Annotated in this window: 18 protein-coding genes and 1 tRNA gene; 11 read left to right on the top strand and 8 right to left on the bottom strand. The window is 41.3% G+C overall.

What is annotated here, in order from left to right:
* Nucleotides 1-17 precede the first annotated feature (17 nt).
* The 5 genes from BCU84_RS09240 to BCU84_RS09220 form a co-directional block, all read right to left on the bottom strand.
* On the bottom strand, nt 18-710 hold the full coding sequence (locus tag BCU84_RS09240) for a TatD family nuclease-associated radical SAM protein (protein ID WP_102527805.1): 693 nt from the start codon (nt 708-710) through the stop codon (nt 18-20).
* Nucleotides 711-1,014: 304 nt separating this feature from the next.
* Nucleotides 1,015-4,155, bottom strand: coding sequence for an efflux RND transporter permease subunit (locus BCU84_RS09235; RefSeq protein ID WP_102527804.1), 3,141 nt, complete (start codon nt 4,153-4,155; stop codon nt 1,015-1,017).
* Nucleotides 4,155-5,357, bottom strand: a complete 1,203-nt coding sequence (locus tag BCU84_RS09230) for an efflux RND transporter periplasmic adaptor subunit (RefSeq protein WP_102527803.1) — start codon at nt 5,355-5,357, stop codon at nt 4,155-4,157. The genes BCU84_RS09235 and BCU84_RS09230 overlap by 1 nt, the downstream gene beginning before the upstream one ends.
* Nucleotides 5,358-5,651: 294 nt before the next feature.
* Nucleotides 5,652-6,875: an ATP-dependent RNA helicase SrmB gene (srmB, locus tag BCU84_RS09225; RefSeq protein ID WP_102527802.1), complete on the bottom strand. Its 1,224-nt coding sequence runs from the start codon at nt 6,873-6,875 to the stop codon at nt 5,652-5,654.
* Between the two features lie 91 nt (nt 6,876-6,966).
* Nucleotides 6,967-7,818 carry a methyltransferase gene (locus tag BCU84_RS09220; RefSeq protein WP_102527801.1) on the bottom strand — a complete coding sequence of 284 codons (852 nt, stop codon included), beginning with the start codon at nt 7,816-7,818 and terminating at the stop codon, nt 6,967-6,969.
* A 476-nt stretch (nt 7,819-8,294) separates the two neighbouring features.
* Between BCU84_RS09220 and brnQ the strand changes: the two genes are divergently transcribed.
* The 4 genes from brnQ (at nt 8,295) to recJ (ending at nt 13,352) form a co-directional block, all read left to right on the top strand.
* A complete protein-coding gene (brnQ, locus tag BCU84_RS09215; RefSeq protein ID WP_102527800.1) occupies nt 8,295-9,638 on the top strand; it encodes a branched-chain amino acid transport system II carrier protein in 1,344 nt (447 codons plus the stop codon).
* A gap of 101 nt (nt 9,639-9,739) precedes the next feature.
* A complete protein-coding gene (gene xerD / locus BCU84_RS09210) occupies nt 9,740-10,642 on the top strand; it encodes a site-specific tyrosine recombinase XerD (protein WP_102527799.1) in 903 nt (300 codons plus the stop codon).
* A 165-nt stretch (nt 10,643-10,807) separates the two neighbouring features.
* Nucleotides 10,808-11,536, top strand: a complete 729-nt coding sequence (gene dsbC, locus BCU84_RS09205; RefSeq protein WP_102527798.1) for a bifunctional protein-disulfide isomerase/oxidoreductase DsbC — start codon at nt 10,808-10,810, stop codon at nt 11,534-11,536.
* 91 nt (nt 11,537-11,627) lie between these two features.
* Nucleotides 11,628-13,352, top strand: a complete 1,725-nt coding sequence (gene recJ, locus BCU84_RS09200; protein WP_102527797.1) for a single-stranded-DNA-specific exonuclease RecJ — start codon at nt 11,628-11,630, stop codon at nt 13,350-13,352.
* Between the two features lie 132 nt (nt 13,353-13,484).
* Here recJ and BCU84_RS09195 read toward each other — a convergent pair.
* Nucleotides 13,485-13,560, bottom strand: a tRNA-Phe gene (locus tag BCU84_RS09195).
* 292 nt (nt 13,561-13,852) lie between these two features.
* Between BCU84_RS09195 and BCU84_RS09190 the strand changes: the two genes are divergently transcribed.
* The 3 genes from BCU84_RS09190 to BCU84_RS09180 are packed head-to-tail and all read left to right on the top strand — an operon-like array spanning nt 13,853 to nt 17,885.
* Nucleotides 13,853-16,063, top strand: a complete 2,211-nt coding sequence (locus BCU84_RS09190; protein ID WP_102527796.1) for an MMPL family transporter — start codon at nt 13,853-13,855, stop codon at nt 16,061-16,063.
* Entirely contained in the window at nt 16,060-16,833 is a 774-nt protein-coding gene (locus BCU84_RS09185) for a hypothetical protein (protein ID WP_102527795.1), read from the top strand. Before BCU84_RS09190 ends, BCU84_RS09185 begins: the two co-directional genes overlap by 4 nt.
* Nucleotides 16,824-17,885: a 3-oxoacyl-[acyl-carrier-protein] synthase III C-terminal domain-containing protein gene (locus tag BCU84_RS09180; protein WP_102527794.1), complete on the top strand. Its 1,062-nt coding sequence runs from the start codon at nt 16,824-16,826 to the stop codon at nt 17,883-17,885. Before BCU84_RS09185 ends, BCU84_RS09180 begins: the two co-directional genes overlap by 10 nt.
* 172 nt (nt 17,886-18,057) lie before the next feature.
* Here the strand turns inward: BCU84_RS09180 and BCU84_RS09175 are convergent, their stop codons facing one another.
* Nucleotides 18,058-18,819, bottom strand: coding sequence for an outer membrane protein assembly factor BamD (locus BCU84_RS09175; protein ID WP_102527793.1), 762 nt, complete (start codon nt 18,817-18,819; stop codon nt 18,058-18,060).
* 125 nt (nt 18,820-18,944) lie between these two features.
* Here BCU84_RS09175 and rluD point away from each other — a divergent pair, with 125 nt between their 5' ends.
* From rluD to BCU84_RS09155, 4 genes are all read left to right on the top strand, one after another.
* Nucleotides 18,945-19,919 carry a 23S rRNA pseudouridine(1911/1915/1917) synthase RluD gene (gene rluD / locus BCU84_RS09170; protein WP_102527792.1) on the top strand — a complete coding sequence of 325 codons (975 nt, stop codon included), beginning with the start codon at nt 18,945-18,947 and terminating at the stop codon, nt 19,917-19,919.
* Between the two features lie 23 nt (nt 19,920-19,942).
* Nucleotides 19,943-20,704, top strand: a complete 762-nt coding sequence (gene pgeF, locus BCU84_RS09165) for a peptidoglycan editing factor PgeF (protein ID WP_198589555.1) — start codon at nt 19,943-19,945, stop codon at nt 20,702-20,704.
* A gap of 141 nt (nt 20,705-20,845) precedes the next feature.
* The gene (gene clpB / locus BCU84_RS09160; RefSeq protein WP_102527791.1) at nt 20,846-23,419 is read left to right on the top strand and encodes an ATP-dependent chaperone ClpB; all 2,574 of its coding nucleotides are present in this window, start codon (nt 20,846-20,848) and stop codon (nt 23,417-23,419) included.
* A 183-nt stretch (nt 23,420-23,602) separates the two neighbouring features.
* Entirely contained in the window at nt 23,603-23,917 is a 315-nt protein-coding gene (locus BCU84_RS09155; protein ID WP_102527790.1) for a hypothetical protein, read from the top strand.
* Nucleotides 23,918-24,028: 111 nt separating this feature from the next.
* Here the strand turns inward: BCU84_RS09155 and BCU84_RS09150 are convergent, their stop codons facing one another.
* Complete coding sequence (locus BCU84_RS09150) at nt 24,029-24,478, bottom strand: DUF4124 domain-containing protein (RefSeq protein WP_102527789.1); 450 nt, start codon at nt 24,476-24,478, stop codon at nt 24,029-24,031.
* Nucleotides 24,479-24,857: the final 379 nt, after the last annotated feature.

Here is a 24,857-nt window from a genome sequence, read left to right as displayed (position 1 = left end):
ACTAAAAAAGCGCTAGATTAACCCACAATATCCAGTTCTCTTTGCTTAAACTCACAGCCTCTTTGTTCGACTATTTCTCGGCATCGCGCAATATCGACCTGATCGAGCCCATTAATGGCTGAGACTTGAACTTGAGGAATATATTGTGGTGCAAGCTCAATGAAGGCTAGCAGTGCGTCATAAGCGCCTTTGAGTTTAGGTTTACAGTGTTGGATATAAAGCGCTTCAGTGTCCGCATTAAGTGAAATAGATAAACTATCAATACAAGCTGAGAGTTCTGGAAGGATGTTTCTTCGATGAAATAGATTGCCCAGTCCATCAGAATTTAGACGAGTTTTACCGCCTTCAGACTTGATGTATGTGGCAACCGTTATCAGGGTTTCTAAATTAAGCGTTGGCTCGCCATATCCACAAAACACATATTCATCAAAGTCAGTTACCTTACCTAAAAGCGGGATAATATCAGCTGGCTTTACTTGTTTGTCTAAAGACAGTTCATATTGGTGAACCTGCTTAGAACCATTGTGTTTAGGACAGAATTGACACCTTAAGGTACAGCGGCCGGTAATATTCAGGTAGCGGCTTTGACGAATATCGTAAACCAAGGTTGAATCATGGGGCTCACTTGAATTATAGGGCTCAGTAGATTCTATTAATTCTTGATTGTGATTTTTGGCGTTGACTATTTCGGAGTTGAGTGTTTCTGTCATAATTTTGCCATGTTAAGCCTGACTGTAAAACGCTCATTTTAGCCTTAACTCTACTTGATTACTGTTTTGCGGCTCGCATAAATAAAGCTTAACTATAATAGCCTTTCAATTCATTAAGGTGAGACAACTCATGCCGTTGGAGAAATTAAAGAGGGGAGCTTTAAGGAATAAAAAGGGAGCTTTCGCTCCCTTTTAATGAATTACTTTACTGTGTTTAAGCCTAGATCTAGTGTTTAAAGTCTAGAGCTAGTGTTCAAAGCCTAAAACTAGTATTTAAAGCCTAGAAATAGTTTCAAGCATTAGGTTAATTGTAGGCTTCATCATCGTCCTTTTTAGGTTGCCACCACCAAATGAATAATCGGCGAAGTACGCTTTTGACATCTTCTAAAATGATGTACAACACAGGGACTAAAATCAACGTTACTACGGTTGAGAATAAAATACCAAATGCCAGTGATGTGGCCATCGGGATGACAATTTTTGCTTGTAAGCTTTTCTCGAGCAAGATGGGCACTAAGCCGACAAACGTGGTCATTGAGGTTAAGATAATGGCCCTAAAACGATAGCAACCAGAGTCAATGGCTGAGTCTAAAACTGAGTAACCTTCTTTGCGGGCTCGGTTAACAAAGTCGACTAAAATTAATGAGTCATTAACCACAACCCCAGCTAATGCCACTATGCCACACAAGCTCAATACACTCATGGATATCCCAAGTAGATAATGGCCAAACAATGCGCCAATCATCCCAAATGGGATAACCGACATGATAATCATCGGCTGAGTGTATGATTTAAGCGGAATTGCCATAAGTGCATAAATGGTGAACATCGCAAAGAAGAAACCTTGCAATAAACCTAACATGGCGTCTTGCTCATCTTGACTACCGCCATCAAGAGAAGCATTGACTTCTGTATATTGACTGGTGAGTTCAGGTAAGAAATCCTCTTGAATTTCACTGACAACTTTTGACGGCTCAACCGCATTTTTATTGACGTTAGCGGTAATCGTAATCGCCCTGCGACCATCAACACGGGTAATAGACGCGAACGACTCACCTAGTTCAATATCTGCCACAGTTGAGAAAGGTACTGCAACGCCCTGGGGCGTACGAATAAGCATATTCTCAAGGTGACCAATGGTGCGACGCTGCTCAAGCGGATAGCGCACCATGACTTTCACTTCTTCTTTGTTACGCAAAATACGCTGGGCTTCATAGCCATAAAACCCATAACGAACTTGGCGAGCTAAATCAGACAGAGTGAGCCCCTGGGCTTCAGCTTCAGGACGAATATTTAGACGAATTTCTTGGCTGCCAGATGAAAAGTTATCAGAGATATCATAGACACCTTCATAGGTGGCTAATTTACCTTTTAATTCTTTTGACGCCTCAGACAACTGCGCTAAATTGCTTGAAGTTAATCTGAAGGAAATATCGCCTCCGGCATCATTTGTACTGGCAGCAATATTGAGTTTTTTAACCGATAGCAACTCAGGTAATTGTGCACGCCATTCAGCAGCGATTGTCACGCCATCAATCTCACGGTCTTCGCCTTTTGATAATTCAGCAAAGATAAATGCTGAGCTTCTCGAACTCATATTAATAAAACTGTGTTTAACCACATCTGAGCCTGACTCTTGGGCAAATTTATCGTTCATTGCATATAAGGCTTCTTCTACTTTTTGCACAACATCAAGGGTGTTAAGTTCAGAGCTACCTTCTTCCATTTCAAGTTGTACTTGAATAAAGTCTGACGGAATATCTGGGAAAAACACCCAACGCACTTTACCGCTTCCTACCAATGCCAAAGATAAGATCAATACTCCAACAAAGGCTGCGACGACATTGTAACGATGGGTAATACACTTACCTAAAAATTGGCGGTAATTATTGTGAATAAAGTACTGTAGTTTTTCGTTCAGTTTTACTTTGAACTTTGAAAATACATTGGTTGGCGGGCGCTTTTTCTTCACTTTCATGTGCGCTAAATGCGCAGGTAAAATAAGCTTTGATTCAATAAGCGAAAAGGCCAAAGCTAAAATCACCACCATGCCAATTGATTTCCAAATCACTCCCATCGGCCCAGATACCATGATCATTGGAATGAATGCCGCAATGGTTGTGAGTACCCCGAAAGTGGCGGGCATAGCAACCTTTTGCACGCCTTTGACGACGTTATCGAGAGATTGACCGTGTTTTTCAATTTCACTGTAGGCACTTTCGCCGATGACAATGGCATCATCGACGACGATCCCCAACACCAGAATAAAGGCAAATAAGGTCAGCATATTAATTGATAGATTAAACGGCTCTAATGGCATCAATAAGATGGTACCAAGAAAACACACTGGTAAGCCGACCATGACCCAAAATGCTAACTTAAGATCTAAAAACAGCGCCAGAATAATAAACACCAATAAAGCACCGTAAAACATGTTCGACAACATCATGTTTAAACGACCTTCAAGGTAGTGGGTTAAATCCCCCCAAGTATCGAGTTCAATATTGGCCGGTAAGGTGGTCTTTCTTTCTGCTATATAGCTTTTAACTTGTTCAGATATTGCTAATGCATTTTGATCGTCAATACTGGTAATTTCGATAATGGCTGCGGGTTTGCCATTAAAGCGGGTGTATTCTAAACGTTCTTCAAAGTCATCTTTAATCGTCGCGACTTCAGGTAGCATTATTCGGCTACCATCAGGGCGTGTTGTGACTACGATTTTAGAGAAGTCTTCACCTGTATATGCTTGGCCTTTGGTGCGCAGTAAAATATCACCATCTTGAGCTCGAATTGAGCCACCAGGTAAATCAATAGATGAGTTTTGCACCGCTTGAGCGACTTGAGAGAAAGTGAGATCATATTCTCGCAGTTTATCTTCCGATAGCTCGATACCGATTTCATAATCGCGCACTCCAGTAACTTGTGCGCGTGTTACTGCAGGTAAATCTGTAATGTCATCACGAATGGTTTTAGCCATTTCCTTCATTTCGTGCAGGCTAATATCGCCATACACCGACACCCAAATAACATTATTCTCAGGTTTTATTTGATAAATATTGGGCTTTTCAATGTTATCAGGGAAAGTTGAAATAGCATCTATTCGTAGTTTAGCTTCATCCAGAACTTGCTGCACTTCATAGCCGTCTTCAACTTCAATTGTCACAGAGCCGACACTATCACTGGCGACAGAAGTGACCTTCTTAATGCCGTTGATATCTTGAATGGCTTCTTCGATTTTTATGTTAATCCCTTCCTCAATCTCTTGCGGTGCAGCGCCAGGGTAGGCGACTGAAATATTGAGCAAGTTGAGTTCAAATGTTGGGAACACTTCTTTGTTAATCAGCAATGAGCTAAATAGTCCACCAATTAACAAGGCAAACATCAGCAGATTTGCGGCAACATTGTTGCGAGCAAACCAAGCAATAATTCCTTTATTGGTATCCATTATTGCTCACCTGCCAATGATATTGCTTCGGGATCTGCCGACTCTATTTCCACTTCTTCAGACTCTTCACCGAGTAACTTCACTTTTTGACCTGAAACCAAGTTACTAATGTCAGTAATCGAAACGCGCTCGCCCGTTGCTAAGCTGTCTTTGATAAACACATTCTCAATGTCTGTACGAACAATATTCACTTTACGGATTTCAATGGTGTTATCGTCTTTGACAATGGCGACTTGGTCTTGACGAACCACGTAGCGTGGTAATTTAACAATACCGTCGACCGTGCGACCTTTAATGATTGCAGTGACAAAACTGCCATATTTAAGTGGTAGCTCATCTTCACTGCGTTGATTACGTAGGTACGGATCTTTTACTTCAGCAACCAAGTAGACCATGCGGTTTTGTTCATCTATAACATTTTCACTGCGGACAATGTTGCCATTCCATGTAAATGATTTACCTGCCAGTGAAGCACTTAATATCACCGAAGTATCAGGGTTATCGACAGACTCTAAATAAGCTAGGTCGTTGTTGGTTAACGGTAGGCGCACTTCAGCAATACTAATATCGTAAAGCTCACCTAAATTGGTACCTAATGAAACGTACTGACCTAAATCAACATTGCGAGCTTTGATGATGCCATCAAAAGGGGCGCGAATAACGGTGCGCTCTAAGTTGCGCTGCGCTCTCGCTAAAGCGGCTTTGGCATATTTAACGTTGGCTTGTTCTTTCTTTAACTGCGGGATACGTAAACCTAACTCAGGCGGTAAGCCATTATCAAAGTCTTTGAATTCAATTTTTGCCACTTCACCGCGGGCAATCTCTTCATTTAGTGCTGCGTTAGCTTGCGCCAACGTCGCTTCTGCTTGAATGAAATCAGCTTGATAGTCAGAAGGTTCTATTTGAGCGAGAGCTTGCCCTTGCTGAACAATTCCGCCAGCAACAAAGCTTGGGTCTAAACTCACCAGTCGTCCTTGTACTTCAGTGACTAATTGAGTTTTATATTTAGGACTGACAACACCATATGATGGCAAATTTAACGATACTGTTTGCTGTTCAACGGTCAAGATATCAATGATAGGTGTTTTAACTTGTTCTTCTTTTTGTTCAGGCGCTTGTTGAGTACTCAGCAAGACGGCTGCGAGGCCGATAAATACCACTAGAATAAACAGCGGAGAGAGGATTCTTAATATTCTTTTCATTGATAAACGTATCCATACTAAAACGACATTGTTGGCTCTAAAGGACTACTCTGCTAGAAACTTAGTTTTCTTATTAAAATATTAAAGACTTAGAGCAATATAGACTCTAAATTAACAGACAACGAATTGAAGCAAAAGCGTTAGTTGTGAATTAAATGTTTCAGAAAATTTATTTCACGATTAAACAGAGCAATACGCTACCAAATTGATTTATGACCACAAAAAAGCCCTGAATTGAGTAAACAATTCAGGGCTTTGATAAAAATTAGCTTATTTCAGCTTTGCATCGCAGGTTTATTTTTTCTTTTTGTTCTTCTTCGATTTTTTCGCTGCAATCTTATTCTTGTCTTTCTTCTTACCTGGGACTTTTGCTTCTTTGTGCGTTGGTCTTAACCCATCGATATAACGACGCTTCAATGGCTGCTCAATATAGCGTTCAATTTTGCTAACGATACGCATATCATGAGCTTCAACTAATGAGATAGCAGTACCTTTGGCACCGGCACGAGCTGTTCGGCCAATACGATGAACATAGGCATCAGCAGAACGAGGCATATCGTAGTTGATAACGTGAGTGATCCCATCAATATCAATACCACGTGCGGCAACGTCAGTGGCAAGTAAAATGTTGACTTCACCTTTACTGAACTTACTTAATGCTTGGAAGCGTTTCTTTTGCTCCATATCACCACGTAAGAATGCGCAAGGAATACCTGCTTTTAATAGCAAGCCTTCGAGGCTGGCGACGACTTCACGTGTTTTAACGAACACAATAGTGCGCTTAACTTCTTCTTGCTGAAGCAAGTTACATAACAAGGCAAATTTATGCACATTGTTATCGGCTAAATGCGCCCATTGGTGGATTTTGGCTTTTTCGCTACGAGGAGACTCAACGTCAATGGTGACAGGGTCTTCTAATAATACGTGAGCAAAACGAGCAACACCGCTGCCTTCTAGAGTGGCAGAAAATAGCATGTTTTGTTTACGACCTTGAGCTTCGATGGCAATGGTTTCTACCACTGACGAGAATCCCATGTCTAACATGCGATCTGCTTCATCAATAATCAATATTTCAACTTCAGTCGCTTCAAATTGACCTTTATCGAGGTATTCCATTAAACGCCCTGGAGTAGCGATTAAAAGGTCGATGTTTTCTTCAAGTTGTTCTTCCTGCGGTCCGTAAGGAACGCCACCAGTAATAATACCAACATCTAATTCGAGATCGGTGGCTAAATGGCAAGCGTAACGGTGGATTTGGCTGGCAAGTTCGCGGGTCGGCGTCAGAATCAATATTCTGGCTTGACCGTTAAAGCGGCGCGGGAAGTCAATCAAGTGTTGTAAAGCTGGCAATAAGAAGCTTGCAGTTTTACCTGTACCTGTAGGCGCTTTAGCTAAAATATCCCGTTGTTCCATCGCCATTGGCAATGTTTGTTGTTGAACGGTCGTCGGGCTTAAATGTCCCATAGCCTTTAGAGAGTCTAATAGGCGTGGATCTAGGTCAAAATCTTCAAATAGCATGCGCTTTGGGTCTCACTGATTGATAGCCAGACATTATAACCTAAGTTGTTAATCTCAGCGAGATACTAATTAGCCAAAAGCAGATTAAACCTTAAAGTTTCAAATAAAAGTCACGGCAAAGCTGGATCATTGTTTGAGTATATTGACCTTTACCGTCAGCAATGACTAAGTTTGATGTAATTGGCTCATATTGAGGCCGAGCCCGAGTTTGTGCCTGATGTCGAGATTGAGGTTGAGCCCGAGGTTGAGATTGATCCTGAGATAGTTCTTTTGTTTCTGATGAGGCTGTTGATTCAATTAAGCAGGCTTGATGCTTAATTGCCAATAGCAATCGACTCGGCGCTTTAGTTTCAACAGTGCTGATATGAGTTTTGTCTGATATTTCAAGTTGAGAACAGGCGAGTGCAGCTAAAAAACCTGTTTCACTTTGCACTGGAATGATAAAGCTTGCTGTCCCATGTTCTGCAAGCAGCAATTGAACCTGTGTGAGCAAGGTTTCAAAGTTCAGTGTATCTGTATGCCTTGCCGTTGCGCGTTGTTTGGCATCTGACTGTGGGCCATTTTCGAAATAGGGCGGATTACAAATAATGGTTTCGAAAAGAGGAAGGTTTGCTTTGAGCAATTCTTGACTATATCGCTGAATACTCGTGTGTTGAACGGTTAACTGTGAAGTCCATGGGCTCTGATTAAAGTTGCTTTGGCAATCTTGCGCCGCACCTTCATCGAGTTCTACTGCAATTATTTCAGCACTTGGATTACGTAACCGCTGGGCGAGCATTAAAGACAGTAAGCCACTTCCTGCTCCAATATCTAACACTCGATATGGACCTTTGGTGTTATCTGTTGATAGTTTTGCCCATGCGCCTAATATGACGCCGTCAGTACTGACGGGCATTCCGCAGTGGCTATCATCAATGTGAAATTGCTTAAAGGTAAATGGCATTGGGTCTAATTCTGTTTCAGGGTTAAGTGCAACTTGGTCTTTAGGCTGTGTTGTACACAGAGGTTTATGGTACCTGCTTTTAGTTTATAACCCCACCTAAATAGCGTTACATTGATGTTGCTGAGATTGTGCTATGTGGTTGCACTGTAGCGAGAATGTTTTATGGGTTTTAAGCTTGTTTTCAGATGAGGTTTAATTTTACTTTGTGCTGGTTTTGCGCTTGTTTATCTATACGCTATTTGATATTAGTTCCTACCCGTTTAAAGGCGCTAAACGCAGTTAAATGGTAGAAAAAGAAATACGACTCACAAATGAGTGTTCTAAAAACGAGAAAATGGCTTTTTAATAACCATTTGTGAGTAGTTTTTAATAAAATAAAGTGTAATTTTAAGTTTACATTCTTACAGGTGGGTTTTGATTAGCAGTAGCTAATTAGCACTGAATCACTTAAGTTTGTTAAAAAACAAAACAACAAGATGGGGCATTGTGTGCAAAACAGTAATATGAGTATTGGCGATACATTAGGCTTAGGCTTTATGACTTTCGCATTTTTCTTAGGTGCAGGTAACCTTATTTTTCCGCCTTTTGCAGGTATGTTAGCTGGCGAGAATATGACGCTGGCAATGTTAGGTTTTCTTGTTACTGCAGTGGGTTTACCTCTTGCTGGTCTTATCGCGGTTGCTAAGGCAAACGGTAAGGTTATGGCAATGCTCCCAGCATTTGCTGCCACTGCATTAGCAGTTTCTATTTATATCATTATTGGCCCTGCATTCGCCGCACCTCGTACAGGGTTAGTGGCGTTTGAAATCGGCGCTCGCCCATTTTTAGATAACGCAGAAGCTGTGATTCAAATCGGCGCACTGGCGCTGAATCAAGCACAGTTGTTTTACACTATCGGCTTTTTTGCTTTGGCGATGGTGTTGTCGCTATACCCAGGTAAATTGCTTGATAGCGTTGGTAAAGTATTAACCCCTATTCTTATTTTCTTGTTGGTTGGTTTAGCTGTTTCAGTGATTGTTACCCCGAGTGCTGCTATCGGTGCTGCGACTGGTGATTATATTGATAGTCCGCTTTCTAAAGGTATTTTAGAAGGTTACAACACGATGGATACATTAGCGTCTGTGATCTTCGGTATGCTAATTATTGATATTCTTCGTAAGAAAGGTATTACTGAATCTAAAGCGCAAACTCGTTACCTTGTTCGTGCTGCTATTATCGCCGCTTCAGGTCTAGCTTTTGTTTATATTTCACTATTCTATTTAGGCGCAACGGCTGGTGATATAGCAGCTGGCGCTGAAAATGGCGGTCAAATCCTCACAAACTATGTGACCCATGAGTTCGGAACTATGGGGACGGTACTATTAGCTGCGGTTGTGAGCATTGCTTGTTTAACAACAGCAGTTGGTTTAATCACAGCATGTTCTGAGTATTTTAATGAGTTGCTACCAAAGATTTCATATAAAGCATTCGTTATCTTTTTCAGCTTAGTGTGTGCAACCGTTGCAAACGTTGGCTTAACCCAGCTCATTAATATCAGTATTCCTGTATTGATGACGATATACCCTGTGGCGATTGCACTTGTGGCGATTACTTTCTTGACTGAGCGTTTTGCTCGTCCAGAGTTTTCACACCGTCTAGTGCTATCGGTTGCGTTGTTCTTCGGTATTTTTGATGGTCTTAAAGCCGCTGGATTCGAGATTAATTTCTTAAACTTTATGCCACTTCATAGTGAAGGCATGGCTTGGTTATTACCTGTTGGTATTGCAATCGTGGCATGTTTATTTGTCCCAGCTAAAGATCAAGCGGTAGCTGCGAGCTAACCAAAAGTCATTGCTTGGCAATCTTTGTCAAAACAAGTTAATTTTAGTTACACTAATGGCGTTATTTCAATTGAAATAACGCCATTTTTTTAGGAAAAACAGTGACAGACAAATATCAAGCGGACCCTATTATCGACGCCTTTTTGGATGACTTATGGTCCACAAAGGGCTTAAGCGATAACACCTTGGCATCTTATCGCACCGATTTGCGTCACTTTGAGCGTTTTGTATTGAGTCAAAGCCGTTGTTTAATTGATGTGGACCAAGCAAGCATCCGCGATTATTTGGCTTATCGGGTTGAGAAAAATTTTGCTAAAACCAGCACTGCAAGATTGCTTAGTAGTCTAAGACGTTTTTATGGTTACTTAATTGTAAAACAGAGCATTGATGTGGATCCAACGAGCTTAATTGAGTCGCCAAAGCTTGCGCGTAAGTTACCTGATGCGCTAAGTGAAAGCCAAATCGATGCGTTACTGGATGAGCCCAATGTAGAAGATGCCGTTGAATGCCGTGACAAAGCGATGCTGGAATTACTTTATGCAACAGGACTGCGAGTGACAGAACTTGTGAGTCTAACCCTTGAGCAAATCAGTTTACGCCAAGGACTAGTGAGAATCGTGGGTAAGGGCGGTAAAGAACGCTTAGTGCCATTAGGTGAGTTAGCGGTGACCGAGGTCGAGCAATACTTATTAGCAGCACGAGCAGAATTGCTGAACAATAAACAAAGTGATGTATTGTTTCCATCAAAGCGTGGCCAAATGATGACTCGGCAAACGTTTTGGCATCGGATAAAACTCTATGCTATTCGCGCCGGAATCAATAGTCATTTATCGCCCCATACTTTACGGCATGCATTTGCGACTCATCTGCTGAATCATGGCGCAGATCTGCGTGTGGTGCAGTTACTATTAGGCCACAGCGATTTATCGACGACCCAGATATATACTCATGTGGCTAAAGCTCGATTGCAGCAATTACATAGTCAGCATCATCCCAGAGGCTAGTGTTCAACAACACGCGATAAAGATTTGTTACGTTAAATATGGTGGCAGTTGTCACCAATAAAGGACTTAAGGTTGCTTTAGTCATATATTCGCTGTAACTTTTGCCGACAATATCAGGTCTATGTATTAGCTGAGACATTCAGTTTTACCCAATAGGATTTATTAATGAAGTTAACCAAAGCATTTTCTTTCGCGATAACGCTAGCTGTTGCCCCACTGCTACAGGCAGCTTCTGCAACAGATATTCCCAATGAAACTGAATTGAAACAACAAGTGTCAGACGTACTTGGCGTTAATGTTTTGAAAATTCAATCATCACCTATTGATGGTCTGTATCAAGCATTTACCGATCGTGGTGTTTTATATGTTTCTCCGGATGGTACTAAGCTGATTCATGGCAACATGTATGACCTTAAAAATGGCATGCAAAACTTAACTGAAGCTGCATTAGCTGGCCCACGTATTGATATGCTAAAACCATTTGAAGACGACATGTTGGTGTACAAAGCCAAGAACGAAAAGCATGTGGTGACTATTTTTACTGATGTGGATTGTGGTTACTGCCGTAAATTGCACCAAGAAATGGATGGCTATAACGATTTAGGCATTACGGTTCGTTATTTAGCGTATCCAAGAGCTGGTATTCCGTCAGCAAATGCTGAAGAAATGAAAGCGGTTTGGTGTGCAACAGATCCACTAAAAGCAATGACCGAAGCTAAGACTGGCGGTAATGTAAAAGCTGCAAGCTGCGATGCGAACATTGAAGAACAATATCGTTTAGGTCAGGCATTTGGTATTAATGGTACGCCAGCAATCGTGTTAGAAAATGGTATTTTAGTGCCAGGTTACCAACCACCTTCTGCATTATTGAACACAATTAAAACTAACCTCTAATTTGGGTTGTTTAAAATAAAAGGTGAGCCATTGGCTCGCCTTTTTTGTAATCTTTAATTGTCGATTTTTATAGTAAAAATAAGGTTTATTTGTGGCTCACAAAATTGTCCGCCGTGCTGAAGTAGATGACAGTCATTTACCTGCAACTATCCATCCTTTATTAAAACAGCTTTATGCTCGCCGTAATGTTGATTTAACGGGTTGTGAGCTAAGTTTATCTAAGCTACTTAGACCTGAAACTATGATGGGCTTATCTGAAGCTGCAGTCATTATCGCTGATGCAATAGCAGCGCAAAAGTCGATATTAATCGTTGGTGACTTTGATGCTGATGGCGCGACATCAACGAGTGTATGTTTATTAGCACTGCGTATGATGGGCGCAACTAAGATTGATTACTTAATTCCTAATCGTTTTGATTATGGCTATGGATTAAGTCCTGAAATTGTCGCGGTTGCCCAGTCAAAAGGCGCAGAATTACTTATTACTGTTGATAATGGTATTTCATCAATTGACGGCGTTGCTGCTGCTAAACAGCTGGGCATGCAAGTGGTGGTGACTGATCATCACCTACCTGGAAAAAGTTTGCCTGATGCTGATGCGATTGTGAATCCAAATCAACATGGGTGTCAGTTCGCCAGCAAATCGATTGCAGGTGTTGGAGTCGCATTTTACTTAATGTCAGCATTGAGAACTGAGCTGAGATCGCGTGACTGGTATCAAACCCATCAAATTTCCGAGCCTAACCTAGGCAGCTTACTCGATATTGTAGCGCTGGGTACAGTCGCTGATGTTGTGTCCCTAGATAGTAATAACCGCATCTTAGTTCAGGCGGGACTGCAACGCGTAAAGTCGGGTCGCTGCCGAGTGGGAATTACAGCTTTGTTAGAAGTGGCTAAACGCAGCCCACAACGAATAGTCGCCTCAGATTTTGGTTTTGCAGTGGGCCCAAGACTAAATGCTGCAGGTCGTCTTGATGAAATGGCTCTAGGTGTCGAAACCTTATTATGTGAAGACATGATGCTAGCTCGCAGAATGGCTGATGAACTTGATGGCTTAAACGGCGAGCGCCGTGAATTAGAAGCCGGAATGCAGCAAGAAGCACTTAAAAGCTTACAAAAATTGACCTTAGATGAATCGAAATTGCCTTGGGGATTAGCGATTTTTCAAGATGATTGGCATCAAGGGGTGATTGGTATTTTAGCCTCAAGGATCAAGGACAAATATCACCGACCTGTGATTGCGTTTGCTGATGCTGGCGAAGGTGAAATAAAAGGCTCTGCGCGTTCAATTAAAGGCTTACACATGCGCGACTTGCTCGAACTGATAAATAGTCGTCACCCTGGGATGATCATTAAATTTGGTGGCCATGCAATGGCTGCTGGGTTATCCCTACGAGCAGATGCGTTTTCCGAATTTGAAGCCGCTTATGATAAAGCCGTGAGAGAGATGCTAAAGCCAGAACAATTAACTGGTGAAGTCTTATCGGATGGTGAATTGCCAACAGAACTTATGAATCTTGAGACGGCTTTCTTATTACGTGAGTCAGGCCCTTGGGGCCAGTCATTTGAAGAGCCATTATTTGACGGTTACTTTAGTGTTATTCAGCAAAGAATTGTTGGAGAGAAACATCTTAAATTGGTGCTCGAAACAGACTGTGGTTCTTTGATGATGGATGCCATTGCTTTTAATGTCGATTTAGCAATATGGCCAGATGCCACGATTAAACATGCAAGAGTCGCCTATAAGCTGGATGTGAATGAGTTTAGAGGTAATCAGACGGTGCAGATGTTGGTGGATTATATCGAGCCTGCTTAAACATCCTTTCTACAGCTCAGTCAGCGCAGGCTAACCCTGCGCTGAGTTAGGGCGTTAAATCGCAGATACAAAAAAGCCTCGCAATGCGAGGCTTTTTTGTTATTTAGTCGCGTTAGCCACCAAATCTAAATATGGTGCCCGAACCCGGAATCGAACCAGGGACACGAGGATTTTCAATCCTCTGCTCTACCGACTGAGCTATTCGGGCGACGGACGCAATTAAACGTTTTTTGCGGTCTAGAGTCAACTTTTTTTTGTGCTTAAGTGAATATTTAAGCTTGTTTGACCAAGAATCCCGCAAAAGGCTCAAATGTTCAGCTAATGTTTGAACGATGAACGGACCCATTTCAAACAGCAATAAATTGAATATATATAATACAAAGGATAATTTTTACGTCTGATTGAATAGAAAATCACCGTAAAGAGGTCTTATTGATTGAATACTATAAATAACCTCGCATATTCACATTAGGTACTCGCTATTGAGCTGGCAAATATCAATGATCAATCGAACGCTTAAATATCCATTATGGGTAGGACTGGCTGTATTTATCCTGATCTTAGTCAGCATATTAGGCATGCTTAGAATAAACCTTGATGTGAACTTTAATGACTATTTTGCTCATGATGATGCTCAGTTTATTGCGCTGCAGCAAATGCAACAAAGGTTTGCACAGCGCAATAGTTTGCTTTTGTTATTAGAGAGCCAACAAGATTGGCGCCAAGTAGAACAAGAGTCTGAGCTAATTAATTTTATCAATCAGTTACAAGCTGATAGCACGATTATAAGTGTTGGTGGTTATGGGTCATTTATTGCTGACTTAAACACTGGTGCTAACGCTCATCAAAATAAGGCTGATACTTCACTTCAGTATTCTCAATTACTCGCTTACAAGAAACATCCTAGGCTACCACTGGTTATAAATGAAACTGGCACAGCCATTGTGTTGAGCATTCAATTCAGTGAACGAGAAAAAAATAATTACCCTAATGCAACTTTATGGCGAGAAAAAACCATAGATAATTTATTAGCTAAGGCGAATGGTTTTTGGAGCAGTGAGAGGATTGAAAGCAGTGACTCAGTGAAAACATACCTTAGTGGAGAGCAAGCATTGAATTGGCAGTACGCTAAAGTGTTACGTCATGATTTAACTTGGTTTGCACCTGGCTTGCTGTTGATTATTGCACTAATGGCGTTGTTATTTATTCGAACACGAGTTTGGTTATTGGCAATCGCAATAAACTGCATCATCACTTTATTCATCACGCTTGGGCTTGCGGGGTGGTTAAATCTCACTATTGCAGCGATTAGTGCTTTTATTCCTGTGATCATTATTACCTTGTCATTAGCGTATTCTGCGCACCTATATTTAGCGTGGCAGCAGGGAATTAAACAGGGTATCGCAGAGCCAGTTAAATTTAGTTTTGAGCACAATAAACAACCTTTGTTTTATGCGACGCTGACAACCATGTTGGGGTTTGCCTTATTAAGCTTTAGTCCATCTCCACCTATTCAAAGTTTTGGTGTTTTAGTGTCGGTTGCCGTTGTGTGTCATTATCTGCTTTGTCACAGTGTCTTGGTTATTATTGTCAGCAAAGCCCAAAATAAATCAGTTAACGAGCCATTTAACAGTGCATTGTTAACGGTTGAAGCCATCGCGAAAAATAGCACTAAAGTCCCTAAGTTAATGTTAATTATAGTCACGGTGATATCTATATTGTCACTGATAAGCGCTTCTAAGCTTGAGCTGAATGATGACCCATTTAGTTATTTCCCCAGAGATAATCCTTTCAGTCAATCAAAGCAGAAAATGCAGCAATACTTTGATGGTGTAAATCTGATTCATTACGAGATCAGTACTAAAGAACAGGCAATTTACGATAAACAGTATTTAGCCTTTTTATATCAGTTTGCACGTTTTTTAAAGCAACAACCTGAAGTAAAAAGAGTCACCCATATTGGTGACTGGGTAAAAAGTGCAGGTCTAAACCAAAGCCAGTTTCAGCGCGTAATCAATCAAAACTCAGTGGAGCAACTTGGCCTTGAAGCAGAAATCTCCACAGATTATCAATCAAGTTTAGTGAGTCTTTATCTTGCGCCATTAACGGCGAGGCAAATGATCGATTTTGAACAGCGTGTATCAATGTGGCTCATTGATAATCAAACTGATATTGGAGTAAGCCACGCGTTAGGTAGCAGTCTGCTATTTGCTCACTTATCCATTGATAATGCCAAAAATATGTTGTGGTCATTTGCCATTGCACTTGTGCTCCTCAGTATGATCTTAGGGATTATTAAGCGCAGTATGATGTTTGCGGCAATCGGATTAGTCGTTAACTTTTTACCATTACTTTGGGTGTTTGCTGCTTGGCAGCTAATGGGGGGCTATATCAGTATTGGTAGCGCTGTTGTATTGGGGATCATGTTAGGGATTATTGTAGATGACACCTTACATCTGTTATTAAAACTGCCGCAGCCTAATAAGGCCGCTTCGTTTGAATCATTCTGGCCTAGATATGCTGCCATTATTCCAGTGATTAGTTTTACTAGTTTAACTTTGGTATTGGGTTTTGGTATTGGTTTGGCCTCAGATTTTGCCCCTATAGCTCAGCTGAGTCTATTGTCTTGTCTGGTCATTGTCTTAGCTTGGCTATTTGACGTTTTAGTATTACCGGTTATTTACCATCAATGGAGGCGCTACTTAGCATGAGCTATGCGGGTATGAGAAGTATGGGTAAGAGCGAAAACATTAGCCTTAAACGTTGTTTTGGTAAACGAGCTGCGCCTCGAATGCAGCAGGGGAAAAATGCGCATCGCTTACAGGTTTGGGCCGAGCAATTAGGTCAGTCAGTCATCCCGTTTAATGATGCACAAATGGAATATATGGCAAACTTATTGCCGCTATTACTCTGCGGCGAGCAGTCTGCACAGCTGGTGTTTAATCAGGAAATTGCGAGACTGAGTGCTAATTCAATCAATCAAGTTACAGGTGCAGACTCACATCAATTGGTATTGTCATTGATGGAGGTGGAATCTGACGAGTGTCGACATGACATTGCACTGCAAAGTGTTGCAGAGCAGCTACCTGAAATAGATTCAGTAAGAAAAGTGCAGCGCCTCGCTAAACGGTTCTATAGCAGTCTTAGCCGTGTTGATGATTATAGTCAGCACTTTGTTCGTATTGCGATATTGGATACTTGTGTCACCCAAATCATGCAAGCTTTCGAGCAAAGCCACCTAGGTATAAACCATCCTTTTAGTCAGTTATGCGGCTTAATTAAAAAAGATGAAGCAAAACATGTCTATATCAGTCGTCATCATGCCATTGAGTTAGGTGCGAGCCATGCTGATTTTCATCAGCAACAAGCGTTTATTACCCAGAACTTATTTCAGTTATTAACTAGCCAAGGCAGTGCTTTTGAGCACATGGGAATTTGTTTAGATTCTCTGCAACAGAAACTGGAGGAAAAATGGCAGTAAAATTTGCCCAACACAACTTATCTGTATACTCAATTGCTCATCAGTTACCTGGCAGCAATATTGATAATGAAACCTTATTGGCGTGTTTATCTCAGCAATCTGGCCGATTAAATGCCCGAAAAGCTAAAAGTATCGTTAAACGACTCGGTATTGAAGGTCGCCATTTAGTACGAGACTTAGCTACAGCGACGAGCTCCGCTTCACCAACCAGCATTGAATTAAGCGAGCAAGTATTAAAGCGAGCATTACAAAACGCAAATATGAATGCTGATGAGCTAGATTACTTATTAACTCATACTTGTACTCCTCATACCCAAGTACCGCCTAATGCGGCTTGGCTTGCAGATGTTATGGCTTATCACGGACCATATTTGGAGTTAAGACAAGCTTGTACTGGTTTTGCCAATAGTTTACAAATTGCGTCGGCTTTTTGTGCGGTAAATCAAAAGCCTGTTGCGATAGTGGGCGTTGAAACAGGCTCGGTATATTTTGATATGGATAAATCATTTATTGATACTGAGCAACTGGTGAATTATGTGCAAATGGGCGACGGCGCTGCAGCGGTTGTGCTAGCACCCGCTATAGATGGAAAATCGACAATATCTGATATTTATCTGGGGCAGATTGGCCATCAAAGACAACCAGGGTTTTACTTGGATAGTGGCTCTAACGATGTAGGCGAAAAGCGCATGGCGCGTTTTCATCATAATATCCATGCGGTTAGAGAGCAGGGAAGTCAGCTATTTGAACTTGGCTGGCAAGCACTGCAAAGCCGTGGCTACCAATTAGATGATTTTGCCTATATTTTACCTCACCAAGCGAATGGTCATATTGATGCGCTAATGGCTGAAGCTTTAGGGATCACGCCAGATAGAGTTATCAATGATGCTAAACAGTTTGGTAATCTTGGCTCAGCGGCTATTTGGGTGAGTTTATCGAACTTAATCCATTCGGGGAAATTACAGGATGGTGACAAAGTAGCGGTACTCGGCGCAGAAGCAACCAAATACCTTTATGGTGGTTTTGTGTATCAGCACCGCGAAACACAATAATCATTAAAAAGTTAATATTTGAACATTAGACATTAAAAAGCCCGCGATAAACATTGCGGGCTTTTGTTTAGCTATTTAGTCAATAGTCAATAGTCAATAGTCAATAATCAATAATTAATAATCAATAATCAATAATCAATAATTAATAATCAATGACAGCCTGTAATCAGACTTATTTGAGTTGTTCGCTATCAGGAAAGTTAGCAGCAATAACAGTCAATACATTTTGTTTTAGCTGATCTTGGCCTAACTCACCGTAAGCTTCTGACATAATTTCAAGTGCACGTTCAGTTGCTGGCGTACCTGGGAATTGCTCCATAACGGACTGAGCACGAACTGCTGCGGCACTCCAAGCTTCCATTTTGATATAATACTCAGCCACTTTAATTGAGTATTGCGCTAGGCGGTTTTTTAGATACTGCATGCGTTGTTGTGCATCTGCAGAATACTTACTATCAGGGTAACTTTTGATTAAACGATCAAAATCTTTAAATGCATCTTGCGCATTTTTAGGGTCACGATCGGTACGGTCAATATTCATCATATCGTGGAAAAGATAATTATCAGCCTGCATATTTGTTAAACCACGCATATAATAGACGTAATCAATATCAGGGTGCGTCGGATTTAATCGTAAGAAACGATCGATATTGGCAATGCCTGATGCCACGTCATCCATCTTGTAATACGCAAAAATCATATCAAGTTGTACTTGAGTTTTGTGCGGTCCAAATGGGTAGCGAGAGTCTAAAGCTTCAAGGGTTCTTACCGCTTTAGAATAGTTACCAAGTTCCATTGAGGTCCTTGCTTGGGCATAAAGTCCTTCTGGAGACCTAGCATTTAGGTCTTCATCTTCAAAACCTTTTGAGGTACTACAAGCCGATAAAGCTAATGAAAACAATACTAGGGCGGCGCCTTTGGCAAATTTAGACATATGTAAATTCAATTCTTTTATAAGTTGTTGTTAAGAATTTTTCCATTTCACTGTAAAATAGAAAACAATCCGATTGTAACAGATAGCACATTCACTTTGGACCCCAAAAAAGGGGTACGGTTCCTATGACACAAGAGATTAACCTAAAAAGCGAGATCACAGCAATCCAAACAGGTCTTCGATTAGACCAAGCTTTGGCTGAATTGTTCCCTGATTATTCCCGTACACGCATCAAAGAATGGATCCTATCTGGTGCAGTTTCTGTCGATGGCGTTGTTGTCGATATACCTCGTGAGAAGGTACTAGAGTCGCAGTTAATTGCGGTAGAAGCAACGCTTGAGGAAGAAGTAAAAGATAAAGCACAGAATATTGAGCTTAATATCGTTTATGAAGATGAGCATATTATTGTTGTAAATAAGCAAGCTGGCCTGGTGGTTCACCCTGGTGCTGGTAATGCTGACGGCACATTATTAAATGCGTTATTACATCATTGCCCTGACATTGAGCACGTACCACGTGCGGGTATTGTCCATCGTTTAGATAAAGACACGACTGGTTTAATGGTTGTGGCGAAAACGGTTGAAGCGCAAACCCATTTGGTAACAGCTTTGCAAGCCCGTGACATCGTTCGTGAATATGAAGCGATTGTGATTGGTACTATGACTGCTGGTGGCACTGTTGATGAGCCGATTGAACGTCATGAAACTCGTCGTACACAAATGGCAGTGATCATGGGCGGCCGTCCTTCAGTGACGCATTACCGCGTTGCTGAAAAATTCAGAGCACATACTCGTTTAAGACTACGCCTTGAAACAGGTCGTACTCACCAAATTCGTGTGCATATGGACTACATTGGCCATGTACTTGTCGGCGATCCGGTTTACGGTGGTCGTCCTCGTCCGCCTAAGAAAGCCAGCCCTGAGTTTTTTGATATCTTGAAAAACTTCAATCGTCAGGCTTTGCATGCAGTACGTTTAGAGTTAGCGCACCCTTTCACACATGAAATCATGTCGTGGCAGGCGCCTATTCCAGAAGATATGCAGATGCTGGCCAAAGCAATGCGTAAAGATACTGAAGAAAACCCGATTGAGTACCTGTAAATTTATTGATTAAAGGCTAAATCGTGTATAAAGCCAGTTGGCCAATTCCTGAAAATGTCGGCATCGCCATGACCCATCGTCATGGCGGTGTTAGTAAGCCTCCCTTCGACAGCCTTAATTTAGGCTTACATGTCGGTGATCTTGCTTCAGATGTATTGGCCAACCGCGCTTTAATTCAACAACAGTTATTGATTGCTTCTCCATTGTTATGGCTCGAACAGGTTCATGGCACTGAAATCATTGACTGCTCAAATTTATCAGTCGCATCTTTAGCAAACAAACTCCCGCCTAAAGCTGATGGCAGTTATTCATCTTCAGCGCATATTTCTCTAGCAATCATGACCGCTGATTGTTTACCTGTACTGCTGTGTAATAAACAGGGTACTGAAATTGCTGCAGTACATGCAGGCTGGCGTGGTTTATGTGATGGCGTGATTGAAGTTGCAGTTGATAAATTTAATTGCGAAACCACAGATATTATGGCTTTTCTTGGTCCAGCTATTGGCCCTGAAGCGTTTGAAGTCGGCGCCGAAGTAAAACATCAGTTTGTAGAGCAACATCCTGACTCGTCGCAGTTTTTTAAGCCTGTTGCTAATAATCTCCAAATTGATTCGAATAAATACCTCGCTGATTTAGCTTCCTTGGCAAAACATCGCTTAACATTACTTGGGGTCAACCAAGTCTTTAGCGCTGATATCTGTACTTTTTCAAGTCACGATTACTTTTCGTATCGCCGCGATCAAAAAACAGGTCGAATGGCTTCGCTTATCTGGTTAAAGTCTTAATCTGTTTTGTCGATTTGATCTGAATCAATTAATCTACCTATATTTAATTGAATTTCAGTGTCTATATTGAATTATCGATAAACATCCCCATATTTTAATTATCAAAACATTTCGTTTTTATTAAATTGTGTAGGAGGCCGTATGAGACTCGATCGTATGACCAATAAGTTTCAAATCGCCATTTCAGATGCCCAATCATTGGCATTAGGGCGCGATCATCAGTTTATTGAACCTATTCATTTGATGATGGCGTTATTAAATCAAGATTCAGGCTCAATCCATCCTTTACTCACTCAAGCTGGTATCAATGTCAGCGGTTTACGTTCATCTTTGAGTCAGGAGTTAGAGCGACTGCCGCAAGTGGAAGGTACGGGCGGTGATATCCAATTATCCCAAGGCCTAATTCGACTACTGAACTTGTGTGACAAGCTAGCGCAAAAACGCAAAGACAAATATATCTCGTCAGAGCTTTTTGTTATGGCGGCTCTTGAAGGTAATGATGCCTTAAGTAAGTGCCTAAAAGATGCTGGCGCTACAAAGGCATTACTGGAAACGACTATTGAACAAATTCGTGGTGGCCAGAAAGTAGATGACCCTAACGCTGAAGATCAGCGCCAAGCATTAAATAAATTTACTGTCGATCTCACAGAGCGTGCAGAGCAAGGCAAACTTGATCCTGTGATTGGCCGTGATGAAGAGATCCGCAGAACGATTCAAGTATTGCAACGCCGTAGTAAAAATAACCCGGTATTAATTGGGGAACCTGGTGTGGGTAAAACCGCTATCGTTGAAGGTTTAGCTCAGCGCATCGTTAACGGCGAAGTACCAGAAGGCATTAAGAATAAGCGCGTGTTGTCTCTGGATATGGGCGCATTGATCGCTGGTGCAAAATACCGTGGTGAATTCGAAGAAAGATTAAAAGCTGTATTAAACGAATTGGCGCAAGAAGAAGGCCAAGTCATCTTATTCATCGATGAACTGCACACTATGGTTGGTGCAGGTAAAGGTGAAGGGGCGATGGATGCTGGTAACATGCTCAAGCCAGCTTTAGCCCGTGGCGATTTACATTGTGTTGGCGCGACAACCTTAGATGAATATCGTCAGTACATCGAAAAAGATGCAGCGTTAGAACGCCGTTTCCAAAAAGTGCTTGTAGAAGAGCCAAATGTAGAAGACACGATTGCTATTTTACGAGGCTTAAAAGAGCGTTATGAATTGCATCATCATGTTGAGATTACCGATCCTGCTATTGTTGCTGCAGCAAGTATGTCGCATCGATATATCTCAGACAGAAAGCTGCCAGATAAAGCGATTGATCTTATTGATGAAGCCGCTTCAAGCATCCGGATGCAAATAGACTCGAAACCGGAAGCATTGGACAGGCTGGATCGTCGAGCAATTCAATTAAAGCTAGAAGAACAAGCGTTAATTAAAGAAGAAGATGAAGCGAGCCGTAAACGTTTATCTCACTTGCAGGTAGAACTTAAGCAAGTTGAAGAGAAAGCCGGTGAACTAAATGAAATATGGCATACAGAAAAAGCCGCCCTTGCGGGCACTCAGCATATTAAAGCTGATCTAGAGCAGTCTCGAATGGATATGGAAGTAGCGAAGCGTGCAGGTGATTTAACCCGCATGTCAGAGCTGCAATATGGCCGTATCCCTGAATTAGAGAAACAACTCGATTTAGCGTCACAAGCTGAGATGCAAGATATGACCTTATTACGTAATAAAGTCACCGATGCCGAAATTGCCGAAGTGTTATCAAAAGCCACAGGTATACCTGTGACGAAAATGCTTGAAGGTGAGCGTGATAAATTATTGCAAATGGAAGAGGCATTGCATCAAAGAGTTATTGGCCAAAACGAAGCAGTAGAAGCTGTATCGAATGCGATAAGAAGAAGCCGAGCAGGACTTGCAGATCCCAACCGTCCTATTGGTTCTTTCCTGTTTTTAGGTCCGACTGGTGTGGGTAAAACAGAGTTGTGTAAATCGCTGGCGACGTTCTTATTTGATACAGAGTCTGCAATGGTTCGCATCGATATGTCAGAGTTTATGGAAAAACATACAGTATCTCGTTTAGTCGGCGCGCCTCCGGGCTACGTAGGTTATGAAGAAGGCGGCTATTTAACTGAAGCCGTTCGCCGTAAACCTTATTCGGTCATTTTATTAGATGAAGTGGAGAAAGCGCATCCTGATGTGTTTAATATTTTACTTCAGGTATTAGATGATGGCCGCTTAACTGACGGTCAAGGTCGCACGGTAGATTTTAGAAATACCGTGATCATTATGACCTCGAATTTAGGCTCTGATATTATTCAGGATGGTTTTGCATCTCAAGATTATGCGCAAATGAAATCGTCTGTGATGAATGTGGTAACCCAAAGCTTTAGGCCAGAATTTTTAAATCGAATAGATGAAACCGTAGTGTTCCATCCTTTGGCTGCAGAGCATATTGCTCACATTGCCGAAATTCAGTTAGAAAACCTTAAGCATCGTTTAGCAGAAAAAGACTTCACTATGTCTATTTCTAAAAACGCATTGGCACTGATTGCTGAAGCTGGCTTTGATCCGACCTACGGTGCACGCCCTCTTAAAAGGGCTTTACAACAGGAAATCGAAAATCCATTGGCACATTATTTATTAAAAGGGGAGTTGCTTCCGGGTAAACCGATTTTAATTGATGTTGAAGATGGCTTGCTGACATTTAAGCAATAATCAAATAGCAAATGAAACTTAAAAAGGAACCTGAATGGTTCCTTTTGTATTTTTTGCTCAGTAAATAAGTGAATGAGCATTAAATACGAGGTTGACATAACTTGATGGTGGCTAATTATTGAACTAATTTAATTAAAGGCGCACTAGGTAAAGTCACCTCAATTCAAATCAAAAGGATATAACATGAAAAGAACCGTCTTATTATGTATCGCGTTAGTCTCGATTGCAGCAACAGGTTGCAGTAGCTCACCAGAACGAAGCGATGGCACAGAAGTTATCGGTGTCGGCAATGTTGAATACAATAGTCTTTATCATTTTGGTTATAACAGGGGCTGTACAAGCGCTATCGCACAAAACACATCTAACGAATCACTGGAATCAATGAAGGATAAAACGCTACAAGGCATTGACCCATTTGAAGATGGCTGGCGATCAGGTACTGAAACATGCAGCAATGGAGAATTCAAATCTATGTACACTGTTGGTAATGCTGGTTAGTGTTTGAATAATGACAGTGAGTTAGATTGTTCGTCTTTAATGAGTAATTAGTAGATATCAAAAAGGAGCCGAGGCTCCTTTCTATTTTGATCTAAATTACACAGCGAAATCTTACTGACAAAATAGCTTAATGCGTTCTTCACTCTTTTCTATCTGCTCTAAACGTTCTTCCTCTGTTACGACTATTTCCTCTCCAGTCTCTTTATTAGTGCGATGCAAATTATGATAACTATTTAACACATTCAAACTATGCTTAGCACTTTCACAGATTGAGGCAGCTTGCTCGGCATCCTTTTCTTTAATAAGAGCTGCTTTTTGAGCTAAGTCAGATTGTGAAGAAGCTTGACTTGAAGTCGGTGTATTAGGTAATACGGGAACATAACCCACTTGAGCAGGCTCGATGTCTTCGCTGTATACTTTTTTAGAATCTACATCTTCAGGGGGTTGTTGGCTGTAATGAGACACACCATCTTTATCTACCCAAGTATAAATAACGGTAGCAAAACTAACATGACTAACACTCAAACAAAGTAATAAAGCAAATAGACGTAAATTGAACATAGATTTTCCTAGATGGTGAAGCGTAATTTTCCCTAATAAAAATAAAATAGGCTAAATAGCCGATAAAACCAATAGCTAAGTAGATATTGTTGATGCTTATTGCTGCTATAAATGGAAATCAACAGCAACAGAGTCACTATCTGAACCGAACTTGATAAACGTCAAATCCCCCTCTAAACCAGTAAACGGTGCGTTTTAGTAGAAAAACACTTCATAATGGCTAACTATTGTTCAGTTGAACTGAGTTTGCAATAAAACTGCAAAAAAGCCCTTGCGCGAAAATCTGATTTGCCTATAATGCGCATCCACTGACACGGCAGAGCGCAATAGCGAAACACTGAGTCAGGTTGATTTGAGAGGGTTTTAACCGCTTCAAATT

It is taken from the genome of Shewanella sp. 10N.286.51.B7, assembly GCF_002873615.1.
In the GTDB taxonomy this organism is placed as follows: domain Bacteria; phylum Pseudomonadota; class Gammaproteobacteria; order Enterobacterales; family Shewanellaceae; genus Shewanella; species Shewanella electrodiphila.
The sequence above is the reverse complement of the archived record's forward strand: the minus strand, read 5'-3'. Positions and strand labels throughout refer to the sequence as shown.

Coding starts and splice junctions, on each gene's coding strand:
- BCU84_RS09240 (WP_102527805.1), bottom strand. CDS start 710: ATGACAGAAACACTCAACTCCGAAATAGTCAACGCCAAAAATCACAAT.
- BCU84_RS09235 (WP_102527804.1), bottom strand. CDS start 4,155: ATGGATACCAATAAAGGAATTATTGCTTGGTTTGCTCGCAACAATGTT.
- BCU84_RS09230 (WP_102527803.1), bottom strand. CDS start 5,357: ATGAAAAGAATATTAAGAATCCTCTCTCCGCTGTTTATTCTAGTGGTA.
- srmB (WP_102527802.1), bottom strand. CDS start 6,875: ATGCTATTTGAAGATTTTGACCTAGATCCACGCCTATTAGACTCTCTA.
- BCU84_RS09220 (WP_102527801.1), bottom strand. CDS start 7,818: ATGCCATTTACCTTTAAGCAATTTCACATTGATGATAGCCACTGCGGA.
- brnQ (WP_102527800.1), top strand. CDS start 8,295: ATGGGGCATTGTGTGCAAAACAGTAATATGAGTATTGGCGATACATTA.
- dsbC (WP_102527798.1), top strand. CDS start 10,808: ATGAAGTTAACCAAAGCATTTTCTTTCGCGATAACGCTAGCTGTTGCC.
- BCU84_RS09190 (WP_102527796.1), top strand. CDS start 13,853: ATGATCAATCGAACGCTTAAATATCCATTATGGGTAGGACTGGCTGTA.
- BCU84_RS09185 (WP_102527795.1), top strand. CDS start 16,060: ATGAGCTATGCGGGTATGAGAAGTATGGGTAAGAGCGAAAACATTAGC.
- BCU84_RS09180 (WP_102527794.1), top strand. CDS start 16,824: ATGGCAGTAAAATTTGCCCAACACAACTTATCTGTATACTCAATTGCT.
- BCU84_RS09175 (WP_102527793.1), bottom strand. CDS start 18,819: ATGTCTAAATTTGCCAAAGGCGCCGCCCTAGTATTGTTTTCATTAGCT.
- rluD (WP_102527792.1), top strand. CDS start 18,945: ATGACACAAGAGATTAACCTAAAAAGCGAGATCACAGCAATCCAAACA.
- clpB (WP_102527791.1), top strand. CDS start 20,846: ATGAGACTCGATCGTATGACCAATAAGTTTCAAATCGCCATTTCAGAT.
- BCU84_RS09155 (WP_102527790.1), top strand. CDS start 23,603: ATGAAAAGAACCGTCTTATTATGTATCGCGTTAGTCTCGATTGCAGCA.
- BCU84_RS09150 (WP_102527789.1), bottom strand. CDS start 24,478: ATGTTCAATTTACGTCTATTTGCTTTATTACTTTGTTTGAGTGTTAGT.